11 protein-coding genes are annotated in these 12,884 nt (G+C 64.8%); 1 reads left to right on the forward strand and 10 read right to left on the reverse strand.

The genetic code is table 11. The features are described from left to right. Positions 1-4: 4 nt before the first annotated feature. The 8 genes from BMG03_RS12815 to BMG03_RS12850 form a co-directional block, all read right to left on the reverse strand. The gene (locus BMG03_RS12815) at positions 5-1,426 is read right to left on the reverse strand and encodes an MBOAT family O-acyltransferase (protein ID WP_075777055.1); all 1,422 of its coding nucleotides are present in this window, start codon (positions 1,424-1,426) and stop codon (positions 5-7) included. After that, positions 1,426-2,808, reverse strand: a complete 1,383-nt coding sequence (locus BMG03_RS12820) for a right-handed parallel beta-helix repeat-containing protein (protein WP_075777054.1) — start codon at positions 2,806-2,808, stop codon at positions 1,426-1,428. The genes BMG03_RS12815 and BMG03_RS12820 overlap by 1 nt, the downstream gene beginning before the upstream one ends. After that, positions 2,795-4,198 carry a mannose-1-phosphate guanylyltransferase gene (locus BMG03_RS12825; RefSeq protein ID WP_077701257.1) on the reverse strand — a complete coding sequence of 468 codons (1,404 nt, stop codon included), beginning with the start codon at positions 4,196-4,198 and terminating at the stop codon, positions 2,795-2,797. Before BMG03_RS12825 ends, BMG03_RS12820 begins: the two co-directional genes overlap by 14 nt. After that, complete coding sequence (locus BMG03_RS12830) at positions 4,195-5,301, reverse strand: HlyD family efflux transporter periplasmic adaptor subunit (protein ID WP_077701258.1); 1,107 nt, start codon at positions 5,299-5,301, stop codon at positions 4,195-4,197. Before BMG03_RS12830 ends, BMG03_RS12825 begins: the two co-directional genes overlap by 4 nt. Before the next feature lie 19 nt (positions 5,302-5,320). Further along, the gene (locus tag BMG03_RS12835; protein ID WP_075777051.1) at positions 5,321-6,784 is read right to left on the reverse strand and encodes a glycosyltransferase; all 1,464 of its coding nucleotides are present in this window, start codon (positions 6,782-6,784) and stop codon (positions 5,321-5,323) included. Between the two features lie 6 nt (positions 6,785-6,790). Beyond that, the gene (locus BMG03_RS12840) at positions 6,791-8,110 is read right to left on the reverse strand and encodes a nucleotide sugar dehydrogenase (protein ID WP_075777050.1); all 1,320 of its coding nucleotides are present in this window, start codon (positions 8,108-8,110) and stop codon (positions 6,791-6,793) included. 205 nt (positions 8,111-8,315) lie between these two features. Continuing rightward, on the reverse strand, positions 8,316-8,951 hold the full coding sequence (locus BMG03_RS12845) for a response regulator transcription factor (protein ID WP_075777049.1): 636 nt from the start codon (positions 8,949-8,951) through the stop codon (positions 8,316-8,318). Between the two features lie 16 nt (positions 8,952-8,967). Continuing rightward, positions 8,968-9,627: a response regulator transcription factor gene (locus BMG03_RS12850; RefSeq protein ID WP_075777048.1), complete on the reverse strand. Its 660-nt coding sequence runs from the start codon at positions 9,625-9,627 to the stop codon at positions 8,968-8,970. Positions 9,628-10,222: 595 nt separating this feature from the next. On the opposite strand from BMG03_RS12850, the gene BMG03_RS12855 reads away from it, so the two are divergent. Continuing rightward, positions 10,223-10,639, forward strand: coding sequence for a universal stress protein (locus tag BMG03_RS12855; protein ID WP_075777047.1), 417 nt, complete (start codon positions 10,223-10,225; stop codon positions 10,637-10,639). Between the two features lie 141 nt (positions 10,640-10,780). Here the strand turns inward: BMG03_RS12855 and BMG03_RS12860 are convergent, their stop codons facing one another. Further along, on the reverse strand, positions 10,781-11,830 hold the full coding sequence (locus tag BMG03_RS12860; RefSeq protein WP_075777046.1) for a quaternary amine ABC transporter ATP-binding protein: 1,050 nt from the start codon (positions 11,828-11,830) through the stop codon (positions 10,781-10,783). Between the two features lie 10 nt (positions 11,831-11,840). Then, a complete protein-coding gene (locus BMG03_RS12865) occupies positions 11,841-12,884 on the reverse strand; it encodes an ABC transporter permease (protein ID WP_075777045.1) in 1,044 nt (347 codons plus the stop codon).

The raw sequence follows: 12,884 nt of genomic DNA on the forward strand, positions 1-12,884 counted from the left end.
TCCTTCAGAATTGGAAATAGAGGAAGGGCGAAAAGCTTTGCTCGGCCAGCTTCAGGATGGTCAGCGTCGCCAGCACGGTGACGGCCATCGGCGGCACGATGGCGCTCGTGGCGGTCAGCGTGCCGTCAGGGCGCGGCGAGAGCGGGCCCTCGACCATACGGGCCAGCCAGGGCTCAAGGATGGCGACGCCGATCGCGATGACGAGCACCGCGACACTTTCGCCGGTGATCTCGAAGGCGGCATCCGGCGACAGCCCGATCCCGTTGGCCCCCAGCATGCCGGCGAAGACCTGTCCCGCCTCGACGATCGAGGTGGCGCGGAAGATCACCCAGCCGATGAGCACGACCAGAAGCGTGCGCAGCAGCGCCGCGGTGGAGCGCGACTTGACCCAGCCGGAATAGCGTTCCCACATCAGCCAGCCGCCGTGCCAGGTGCCCCAGATCACGAAGGTCCAGGCCGCGCCGTGCCACAAGCCACCCAGCACCATCACCGTCATCAGGTTGACGTAAGTGCGTGCCGGGCCGATGCGGTTGCCGCCGAGCGGAATGTAGAGATAGTCGCGCAGCCAGACCGACAGCGAGATGTGCCAGCGCCGCCAGAACTCGGTGATCGAGCGCGAGATATAGGGCGTGTCGAAATTCTCGATGAAGCGGAAGCCCAGCATCATGCCCAGCCCGATCGCCATGTCGGAATAGCCCGAGAAGTCGAAGTAGAGTTGCATCATGTAGGCGATCGCCCCGCCCCATGACAGCGTCAGCGACGGATCGGGCGTCGAGAAGGCGAGATCGGCCAGCGGGGCCACCGCATCGGCCAGCAGCACCTTCTTCGCCAGACCGACGAAGAAGCGCATCATGCCGTCCGAGAACATCTCGACCGAGTGGGTGCGGTGCCGGAACTGATGCGCGAGATCCTTGTAGCGCAGGATCGGCCCGGCAATGAGCTGCGGGAAAAGCGCGATGAAGGCCGCAAAGTCGAGCGGGTGCACGTCATCGGGCGCATCGCCGCGATAGGTATCGACGATATAGCTCACCGACTGGAACACGTAGAACGAGACGCCGATCGGCAGAAGGATCTGCCAATGCACGCCGATGGCATCGGGCGTGGTCCCGAACAGCGCGGTCAGGCTGTCGATGAAGAAATTGAAATACTTGAAGAAACCCAGAACGGCGAGGCAGCCGGCGACGCCGATGCCGGTCCATATCTTCGCCATCCGCACATTCGCGGCATGGCGGATCGCCCGGCCGGTGAGCCAGGTCCAGGCGGTGGTGCCGACGAGCAGCAGCAGGAAATCCACCCGCCACCACGCGTAGAACACGTAGGAGACCGCGAGCAGCGTCAGCGACTTCCAGCGGCTCGGCGTCAGATAATAGAGCGTGAGCGCCAGAGGCAGGAAGAGAAACAAAAAGGTTTCGGATGAAAAGACCATCAGGTAGCGCCCTCTCCGGAACAGGTGTCAAAAGCTGCGCGCGCGGCATCACGGCGCAGAGGTGCGGGATCGAGCGCGCGCACGCCGGAGACGCTGAGATCCCCCGCGCCGCCATCAGCGCTCGCGCGCAGGAAATCGGACGTCAGCGCGTCGAGATCGCCCGACAGAAGCCGGGGGCGCTGATCCGTAAAATCGTTGTCATGCAGGCGCAGGTCGGCAAGGCCGGTCGCGCGGATGCCCATCCGGTTGCCCGCAAAGCGGCTGTCGGTGATAAGCACCCGCGTTTCGGGGCGCTGGCGGTCTATCATCAGTCCGGGGCCTCTATTGTCGGCAAACCGGCTCTCTTTGAAGATCGTCGTGCCCGCACCGCGCTCGGCGAAGCCGGCGCCTTTATTTCCCGAGACCTCGATCCGGTCGAAGAGAACGCAGGTCGCGCCTTGCGCCATCGTCGCGCCGGAACCGTCGAAGCCCCGCACGGCGACATCGCGAAGCTGAAGCGCGCGGCTGTTGTCATCCACGCGCATGCCCTTGCCCTGCCCGCCATCGAGCGCGACATTGACGAGCCGCATGTCGGAGACGCCCGAAAGGTGCAGCGCCTGCTCGCCCCCGGTATCGCGGACGGTCAGATCGGTGATCGTGCCCCCGTCGATATCGCGCAGCATCAGGCCGCTGCCCCGCGCGTCGGCAATCTCGGTATCGGTGAGGTTCACCCCGTCGAGATCCTGCAGGACGACGCCGCGCAGATCAGTGAAACTGTTCCCGGTCATCGCGGCCGGGCTGCCGAAACTGAGCAACCCGCGCCCGCCGAGAAACAGCCCGGCGCTATAGGCCCGGTCGCCATAGCCGAGGCCGGTCAGCGTGGCATCTTTCAGCGACAGGCTCTGCGGTCCGAGTGCTGCGACAAAGGGACGGAACCCCGCAATATCGGGATGCACGTCGGGGCCCGCGGCGATGGTGGCGTGATCGACGTCGAGCGCGCCGAAAGAGATCAGGTAGCTGCCCTCGCGACGCGAAAGGTCCAGCCGATCGCCCTCGGACAGCGAAAGCGACGCGCCTTTCAGCACCACGATGGGCATCGAGGCCACAAACCGGTCATCCTTGCGGATCAGCGCATCGGGATGGCCGGAATCCGCCAGCAGGTCGTCGAGCATGGCCAAGGTCACATCGCCCTGGTTGAGGTAGATCGCCGAGCCGCCGCCCGGCGTATCGCCCAGAAGCTCCGTGTCGATTTCGACCCCGGCACCGGCGGCAAGCTGGGTCAGCGCCAGGCGCACGTTGGACACCGACGCGCTGACCGCCTGCTGAGCAGCCGCCGGCGCGGTGAGCGCCAGCGCCAGCCCGCAGGACAGGCCAAGGCAACGCAGGTGTTCACTCACGTGCATCGCGCGTTCCCTTCGATGTCTCTTCGGCCTCGTCTTCCGAGAGGTCGATTTCGTAAAGGCTCAGCGCCCCGTCGCCGGTGTTCCAGACCTCGACCGACGAGCCGGGGCTTACGTTGATGCTATGACCCTGGCTGCAGGCATGGGTCGGCCCGCCGTTCTTCCAGTGGCCGCGACCGCTCGACACAGCGAGCAGCTTTCCACCCGGGGTCGGCCCGCGGAAAGTCGCGGTCTCGCCCGCGTCGAGGGTGAGACGCGACACGGCGGGGAAGGCCTCGCCGCCCTGCCCGATATCTTCGGTTGCGACCTCGGGATGGCGCGCCACTTCGCTGCGGTTCTGGGCCTTGAGCTCGGCGACGGCGTCTTTCACCTTCTGGGCGTTGCTGTGATTGGTCACGAGGAGCGCGTCGGGCGTGTCGACGACGATCACGTCCTCCATGCCGATCACGGTGACCAGCTTGTCGCCCGCGCGGATCAGCGAGTTGCGGCAGTCGAGGGTCAGGGCCTGTCCGGTCGAAACGTTGCCGTCTTCGCCCTTGGGGCTGATCGAATGGATCGCGGTCCAGGCCCCCACGTCGTCCCAGTCGACCTCGACGGGAGCGACGGCGACGCGGTCGGAGCGTTCGAAGATCAGCCGTTCGGTCGGCTCGTTCGCGGCCTCGGCGAAATGCGCGCCGTCGAGGCACAGGCCGGTTTCGGTCTTTTTCGCGCCGTCGAGCGCGGCCAGAACGGCGGCCAGCGTCGCCGGGTCGTATTTCTCGAATTCCTCGATCAGGACGTCAGCGCGCATCAGGCTGATGCCCGACGCCCAGAACGTGTCGCCCGATGCGACGAGCCGTTGGGCTTTCTCCAATTCGGGCTTCTCGATGAAACTGGTGACCTCGTGGAGGCCTTCCTGGCCATCGACCAGCGCGCCGCCGGAGATATAGCCGAACCCGGTCTCGGCATATTTCGGCACCACGCCGAACAGCACGATCCGGCCCTGCTGCGCGCCCTCGCGCATCTGCTTTACCACCGTGTTCATGTCGCCTTCGATCTTGTGATCGGACGGCAGGACCAGAAGCAGCGCCTCGGGATCCTCTTCCGCCAGCGTCAGGGCAGCGGCGAGAACCGCGGGGCCGGTATTGCGGCCCATCGGCTCCCCCAGAAAGCGCCCGGTGACGCCGATCTCGGCGAGCTGATCGCGCACAAGACCCTCCTCGGAGGCGGCGGCGACCAGCAACGGGTCAGCGAAATCGTCATCGAGATGGCGCGCCACGGTGCTTTGCAGGAACGTCGGACCGCCATTGCCGTCGATGGACTGGAATTGCTTGGGCTGGGCGACGCGGGACATCGGCCACAAGCGGGTCCCCATCCCTCCAGACAGAACTACGGGATTAACGACACTATTCATGACTGGTCTCCAATTGCTTTGATACTACGGGTAAAGGCGCGCGCTTCTCCGAGCGCGTCGCGGGAAAGGCTGCCCCAATCGACCCCGAAGGCATCGCGGCTGACGCTGAGCGCGGCGACCTGCCCCGCCTCGTCGGGCGAAAGGTCGATCGATGGGACGAGATTGGCGCGCACCAGCCCGTCGGAGCCGACAGCACCCGGCGCGCGGAACCCGTCGCCGAGGGTCGCACGGAATTCGGTCCCGTCAGGCAGGGTCACGTTGACGCCGCCGGTCTGCTGCACTTCGAACAAAAGCTCCTGCGGCAGGCGCGCCTCGATGACCAGCGGCGCATCCGGAGCGGAGATCTCGAAGAGCGGCTCGCCAGCAAGAACGGTGCTGCCCTCGGCCACGGAAATCGGATGGACGGTGCCTTTGCTCGGCATGGCGATCGAAAGCGTCTCCCCGTCCACCGTGTCGAGCGCGAAGAGCACATCGCCCGGACCGGCATCGGGGTTGATGAAGCTGATCTGACCGTCGGCGGTCGCCCGGATCGTCTGGCCCTGCGCGACCACGCGGCCCGGGGCGGCGATATCGGTCGTGAACAGACGCGCCTGCATCAGGCTGACGGCCAGCGCGATGAGCGCGACGCTCAGGGCAAGCACGACGAGCGTGCCGAACGCGCTGCGCAGCCGCTTGCGGAACCCGGGCTTCGGCGCCGCTCCGGTGCCGCCCTTGGGTTGCGCGAGCGATCCGCTGCGGATCAGCCCGCCGGAGCTGGTCAGGTCACCCGAGATATAGTCATTCAGGATTTGCCGCAGCTGCGGCGAGTGATCGCCCGTCGGCTCGGTGAAGACCAGTACGCTGGAATTGTCGCCTTCCACCATGACCCGCGCGGTCGGCACGAGCGCCACCTGAAAGCCGGGAAAGTCGAAGATCAGGTGGACGATCTTTTCCGTGCCGTCGATCCGGCGGTCTATCAGGCCCGAGACCTGCGCCTCGGTCAGCGACAGACCGTCGCCTGCGTAGCGCCGTCCGTCGATGACCGCGGAAAACGGGATATCGATCAACGGGTGTTCGTTTCCGGCCGAAAGCGGCGCCGGTGAAGTGTCGGGGGCGTGTGTCATGGTGCGTCCTGTCGGTCGTTTAGAGAAGTCCGGTCGAGAGCGCCGCGGCGAGGGTTAGCCACCCCAGCGCAAGGACCTGCATGTAAGTGGAAGTGGCCGAGCGCAGCCGCGCTCCGAGAGGCATGCGCGCCGCGGCTTTCTTGGCGGCCTGGCGCGTCCATTTCTGCCGGTCGAGACGGAACAGGGCCGAGCTCTTGACCGACGCGCCGAGAATCTGGCCGAAGTAGAGCAGCGGCGCGTAGATGATCGGGAAGCCGCCGCCCCGGAAGGTCGAGAGCATCCAGCAGAAGACGTAGCGGGTGAACATCACCCAGGCGATGTAGGCGGGGATCACCGCGGGCGTCGCGAAGAGCGCGGTCAGCGCGATCGAGATCGGCCCGAACAGCGTCGTCCAGATCGACACGCGCTGGTCGAGGATCGACCACCAGGTGAAGAACCCGATCCGCGACGGGCCCAGCGCCACCGCGCGGCCATTGGTGCGCAGCATGTTGCCGAACCACCGCTTCATCAGCGCCACGGCGCTTTCGACGAAGCCCGGCATCGGCTGCTCCTCGTAGGAGACGCAGCGCACGTCGGGCAGATAGGTCATCCGGTAGCCGCGGCTCAGCAGCCAGAACCAGGTCGATTTGTCGTCGCCGGTCAGGAAGTTGATCCGACCGAGCCGCCAGTGATCGATATGGTCCGATTGAACCTGTCGGATGAAGCTCGGGTCCACCGCCAGGTCGGCGCGGAAGACGGACATCCGGCCCGTCAGCGTCAGCACCCGGCCGCCGAACGCCATCGAGGACATCATCATCTGACGCTGCATGAAGCGCAGATCGAACCAGTTCCGGAACAGCCAGTCATCCGGGATCTCGACGGATTCGTCGGTGGTCAGCGCCCCGACCCGTTCGTCGGTGAAGAAGGGCGCGGAGCGCTCGACGATGTCTGCTGGCACGGCGCTGTCGCCGTCGACGAACAACATGATGTCGTCGCGTCGCGGGGCCTCGCGCTGCATCAGCCGCAGCGAGCGGGCGATGGCGTCGCGCTTCCCGGTTCCCGGGATCTGGTCGATGATGAAGCGCACCTGCGGCATGTCGTGCCTGCGCGCCTCGAAGAGATCGCGCAGCACCCTGAGGTCGGCGCCATCCACCACCGAGGCGACGATGGTCGCGCCGCCGGGCGAGCGGCGGGCCGCCTCGAAGATCGAGCTGTAGACGCGGCTCGTGACGCCCGGCTCGATCTTGTAGGTCGTGACCATGAAATACGCGTGCGCCGGAACGGGGCGGCGCGCATAGGCGGCCTCGGCCCGCGCGCGGCGCCGGGGATAGAGCACCCGGACATAGGCGGTCGCGCGCAGGAAGTTCAGTGCCGCCCATCCATACCGCCACAGGCCGATCACCCCGAGCACCACGATGGCACTATCGGCGGCAGCCAGGCTGGTGTCGCGCACGGCAAGGCCCAATGCGACGAAAGCCGCGATATAAATGAGATGACCCAGCATTGCGGATTACCAGCAGATGCCCTGATAGCCAGCGTCGCTGACGAGGTTCGGGTCGATGCGGCCGAGATCCACCACGCGGCGGTTGCCCAGCGTCTCCTTCAGACGGGCGGTCACCTCGGGATACTTGTTGCCCACGACGATGACCTCGCTGTCTTCGATCAGACGGTCCAGATCGTCTTCCATCCGTTCGAAGAGGTCGGGCACGACGGCGTTGCCGCGGCCGGCGGCGCCGGGATCGTTGGCGAAGGCGGTGGCGACATAGGGATCGTAGATGCGCACGTCCTGACCGCTTTCGATCAGCCGCGCGGCCAGATCGGCCAGCGGGCTTTCACGCAGATCGTCGGTGCCCGACTTGAAGCTGACGCCGACGAGACCGACGGTCTTCTTCGAGGCGGAGCGCACCATGGCCTCGGCGCGCTCTATCTGCGCCTCGTTCGCCTCGAGAATGGCGTTCAGAAGCGGCGTCGCGACGCCCGATGTCTCGCCCACCGCCTTGAGTGCGCGCACGTCCTTGGGCAGGCAGGAGCCGCCGAAGGCGAAGCCGGGACGCAGGAAGGCCGGCGACATGGCGACCTTGGTGTCGCTGCACAGGACCGCCATCACCTTCTGACCGTCGAGGTCGTTGGCCTTGGCGATGTTGCCGATCTCGTTGGCAAAGCTGATCTTCGCCGCGCGCCAGCTGTTCGATGTGTATTTCACCATCTCGGCGGTGCGAATATCGACCTTGTTCATCTCGCAGGGAAGATCCTGGTTGATCTCGGTCAGGACCTGTTCGGTCTGCGCGTCGAGGCTTCCGAACACGATCAGGCCGGGATCGGCATAATCCTCGATCGCGGTGCTTTCGCGCAGGAATTCCGGAAAGTAGCCGACGCCGAAATCGCGCGCTGCGAGCTTGCCGGAGGCGCGTTCGAGCGTGGGAATGCAGATCTCTTCCATGGTGCCGGGGACGATGGTCGAGCGCATGATGACCGTGTGGCGGTCTGACTTGTTGGCGATCGCCTTGCCGATGTCCTGACAGACGGAGACCACGAAGGTCAGACCGACCGAGCCGTCGGGCGCCGAAGGCGTGCCCACGCAGACGAAGGAGGCGTCGGTCTTCGCGACGGCCTCCGCCGCGTCGGTCGTGGCCCTGAGCCGACCGCTCGCAGCCATCTCGGCCACCAGCTCGTCGAGCCCTTTTTCAACGATGGGCGCGCGGCCCGCATTCAGTCCATCGACCTTGCTCTCGTCGAGATCGACCGCAATCACTTCGTGGCCGTCACGAGCAAGGCAAGCCGCTGACACGACGCCCACGTAGCCGATCCCGAAAACACTGATCTTTGCCATAATTCTTTTCCTTCTCCCCTCGAAACGGGCGAATCGAAACGTGTAATGGGCAGAGGTACCGCCCGGTTCGACCCAAGGGATAAAGGAAGATTCGCAGCCCTTTCAGTCGGGAATACGGGCGAAGAGCGGAGGAATTTCGGAAAGGGGTCGGGAGCTTCCTGACCCCCCGTGTGGGGCAAAAACCCACTCGGGAGGTCGGACGGGCTCAGACGAGCCAGCCCCGCGCGCTCGCCATCCGGATCAGCGCGGGCCGGTCCGCGAGGCCAAGCTTGTTCATGCCACGCGCGCGGTGGCTGTCGACGGTCTTTCGGCTGAGGCCGATCTGGTCCGCGATATCGCTGTTGGAATAGCCTTTGGCCCAGAGCCGCAGCACATATTCCTCGCGCTCGGTCAGCGCCTTGCCCTCGGTGGGACCCGGCATCTCGCCCTCGGCGGAGCGCGAAAGACCGCGGTCGACCAGGCTTCCGCCCGCAAGGGTGACGCGGATCACCCGCATCAGCGCGGGGCCCGAGATCGATTTCGCCACGACGGAGCTGAAGCCGATCCGCATGCAGAAGCTGACAAGCTCCTTTGTCGGCTGCGACGCAACGGCGATCAGCGCCAGCGAGGGACAGGCGGCCAGCATCTGCGGGACCAGTTCTTCAAGGTTCGGAGTAAACTGCGGATCGATAAGGAGAACATCCCAGTCGGGATCGCGCAGGCGTTCTATGTCGGTGGCAGAAAGCGCGTCGCCATGCGTCCCCGTGTCGTCGAATGTCGACGCCGCGAGGTCGAGCACCGCTGACGCGAAAATCGGACTTTGGTCGGCCACGCCGATCCGGATCGGACTAACGCTTCGCATCTTCCACTAGACCCGGTTACACCGCCCAGGCGTTGCGCCGCGCAAAGGTTTCGAGTTCGCGCGCGCATGTGAGACCCATCTTTGATAGGGCGCGGTACTTATGCGTCTCGACGGTCTTGCCGCTGATCAGAAGGTCGTTTCCGATGGCGCGACAGCTCTTGCCCTCGACGAGCCCGCGCACGACCTCCCGCTCCCGGCTGGTGAGGGCTTCGGTGCCGACCAGAATGGGCGCGCTGGAATCGCTGCGCGCTTCGGCATAGCACCCGTCGACATACAGACTTCCCATGGAGACCGAGAAAACCGCGTCGATGAGCATTTCGATATTGCCGCTGCGGGAGACGACGCCGTCGTAATCCGACTGGAGACACTGGCGCGCGATCTCGAGTGCAGTTTCCGGCAGGTAGGCGATTGCGGCGACCGGACCGGCGGCCTCGCGGACGGCGCTCAGGGTCTCGGCAGGGTCCGCAGAGGTCTGGCTCGGGTCGAACACGACCACGTCGCAGGTCTCCATCGGGACGTCCTTCGAGGTCAATGCGGAGGGCACATCTTTGCATTCGCTGACAACCGCGATGCTTCCATCCGCAGCGAAGCTCCGCTCCACAGCATCCGCGAGAATGGCGTTGTCGTCGATGAACAGAACACGGGGGGTTTCGGTTGCGTTCGTGAAGTTGGCCATGTTGAGTTCTCCCGCTCACTTCGGTTAACAGCGAATTTACGGTCCGTTAACAGGTGCTTTGCGGGTTAGTTCCATCACGACTGACGGTCTTTTCGAGCGCTCAGCGGGAACCTGCCGCCGACTTTCGCGAAGGTTCGGATATTGTTGGCAAAGTTCGTTTCATGGCTCTCGGCGCGTTATCGCCTGAAGATTTTGTGACTACCGTTATGGTTGTATTAATTCCCGAAACTCAACCGAGTTCCCCTGCTATCATCGCGATTTCTCGTTGAGGCGCCTCGTCCGAAACCAGCCCCATCGCGTCAAAACACACGTCGAAAGCGAGGCCCAAAAGAGACTGTGCACGGACGCGTGTAAAAGCCTCCTTCCTGCATGCTCGCGCGGCAGCGTCGTTGCGAGGCCTTCGCGGCGATACGCGCGGGGCCCGAATGCACTATGGCGCTCTTTGCGGGCGCCTATGTCGCTGCGCGACATCGGAGTGACGCTTATGCCCATTTCGAGCTCCGGAATTCGTCGTAGGGGCGAGGCTGTTTCAATCCGGGTACGCGCCCGGTCGCCACGAGGTTCATTTTCCGCCTCGAACTTCCCGGAGGCCATCATGGCACGCCAGACAAAGCTCATCCTCTGCCCCATCAACCTGCGCCACGCTCAGGTCGAACATCATGCCTACATGGAAGCCGTCGAGATGGCGCGGCGGCGCCAAGCCAAGCTGATCGTCGCGACGATCGCGCCCGAGATCGAGCGTAATCTCAACATCTACAACTCCGATACCTATTGGGGCCAGCAGCTGCGCAAGTTCGTCAACGACAACCCCGCCAGCGGGGTGCCCGAGATCGAGATGGTCGTGCGCAAGGGCGCCGTGCATCGTCAGATCGTCAAGCTGGCAGACGAGCGCAAGGTGGACCTCATCGTGATGGAAGCCGCCAACCCGAAGGTGAAGGACTATCTGCTGGGCACCACGGCGTCGCATGTCGTGACCCATGCAGAGTGCTCGGTCTACGTCGTGCGCAGCTAAGGACCCGGCCCGGGATGCGACAGCACGCCGGGCAGCGCGCGCCCCGCTCCTGCGGCATCCCACGCTTATATTTGGGAAAAGCCCGCGCCTGTCGCGCGGCGGGTCGGACCCGCCCCAATACAGGGGCGGATCCCTTTCTCCTTACCTCTTGGCGGTTTCGCCCGAGGATTGCGCGGGCACCAGCGCGCGCATGATCGAGGGCATGGTGAGGCTGCCCACCGGCTCGCCCCCCATCATCACGCGGTAGCGGCGGTCGAGCGCCCCTTCCGCCTTGGCGATGACGCTCTCGAGGTTGTCGTTGCCGTCGATATCGCCCGACATTTCGCCTTCCGGCGCGCCACGCTCCATCACCGAGCGCACGCGCAGCACGCGGGCGCGGTTGATGTCGGCCACGAAGTCCTCGATGTAGGGATCCGCCGGGTTGAGGAGGATCTCCTGCGGTTCGCCCTGCTGGACCACCCGACCGTCATTCAGGATCACCAGGTGATCGGCGAGCTTGAGCGCCTCGTCCAGATCGTGGGTGATGAAGATGATGGTCTTGTGCAGCTCGGCCTGAAGCTCGAGCAGCAGATCCTGCATGTCGGTCCGGATCAGCGGATCGAGCGCCGAGAAAGCTTCGTCCATCAGCATGATGTCCGAGTTCGACGCCAGCGCCCGGGCGATCCCCACGCGCTGCTGCATCCCGCCCGAGAGCTGGTGCGGGTGGTGGTCCCCGTAGCCCCCGAGCCCGACACGGTCGAGCCATTTCTCGGCTTCCGCGACATAGTCCGAGGCCGGGAAGCCGCGGGTGGCCAGCGCCATCGCCGTATTCTCCGCCACCGTGCGGTGGGGCAGAAGGGCGAATTTCTGGAACACCATCGACATCCGCTCGCGCCGCAGTTTGCGCAGCTGCGCCTCGTTATAGTCGAGGATGTTCTCGCCATTGACGAGAACTTCCCCCGCGGTCGGCTCGATGAGCCGGTTGAGGTGCCGGATCAGCGTGGATTTACCCGAGCCCGAAAGCCCCATGATGACGGTGATCTCACCCTCTTTCATGTCCACGTTGATGTCGCTGAGCCCGAGCACGTGGTTGCGCTTCTCGAGCAGTTCCGGCTTGCCCATGCCTGCCTTCACGTCTTCCAGCGCCGCTTGCGGATCCGACCCGAAGATCTTGTAGAGATGTCGGATCGAGACCTTGATTTCCTTGGTCATGCCTGTCTCCTCACTTGCCGCTCTTGCTGGTGTCGATCCGCGCCAGCGAGGCTTTCGTCACGCGGTCGAGCAGGATCGCGATGATCACGATGCCGAAGCCCGCCACGAGACCAACACCCAGTTCGAGCGACCGGATACCGCGCAGCACAAGCACGCCCAGACCCGGGGCCGAGACGAGCGAAGCGATTACCACCATGGCGAGGCTCATCATGATCGTCTGGTTCACGCCGGCCATGATGTTGGGCAGCGCGAGCGGGATCTGCACGCCGAACAGCTTCTGGCGCTTGGTCATGCCGAAGGCGTCGGCTGCCTCGATCACGTCGGGATCGACCAGTCGGATGCCGAGATCGGTCAGGCGCACCACGGGCACGATCGCGTAGAGGATGATCGCGATACCGTAGAGCTTCGGCTCGGTCACCGAGAACAGGAAGATCAGCGGGATCAGGTAGACGAAGGGCGGCAGCGTCTGCAGCATGTCGAGGATCGGGATCACGGTGCGCTGGAGCCTGTCGCTCCGCGACATCGCGATACCTATGGGCACGCCGAAGAGAACGCATATGAACGCACAGACGAAGATGATCGCCAGCGTCTGCATCGCCGCGTCGTAATGGTTGATGAAGGCGAGGAAGGCGATCGAGACCAGCACGAAGACCACAAGTCTCCAGGACCGCGTTACCAGCCAGGTGATCAGCATCAGGATCGGCACCATCAGCCACCACGGCGTGTTGGTCATGATCCAGAGCATGTCGCGCAGCGCCCAGCTCAGCGGCTGTGTCAGCGGGTCGACGACGGCACGCAGACCGCCACGGATCGCGAGAAATCCGTCTTCGAGGCCCTGCGTCACGTCGCGCGAGGGCGGGATCGCCGCGCAGGCCTTGTTGAGGGCGTCGAGCGAGGGAAAGGGCCAGTTCCACAGGGAGGGGCCTTGCGTCGTGGTGCCGTCGGTCTGTGCGATCAGGTCGGCCATCGACGTCATGCCGCCGCCACCGTCACCGCCAGCCGAGCACCAGTCCTTCAGCCCCACGGCGTTAAAGAAATTCTCGTAAGCTGCCAT

The organism is Thioclava nitratireducens, assembly GCF_001940525.2.
In the GTDB taxonomy this organism is placed as follows: Bacteria; Pseudomonadota; Alphaproteobacteria; order Rhodobacterales; family Rhodobacteraceae; genus Thioclava; species Thioclava nitratireducens.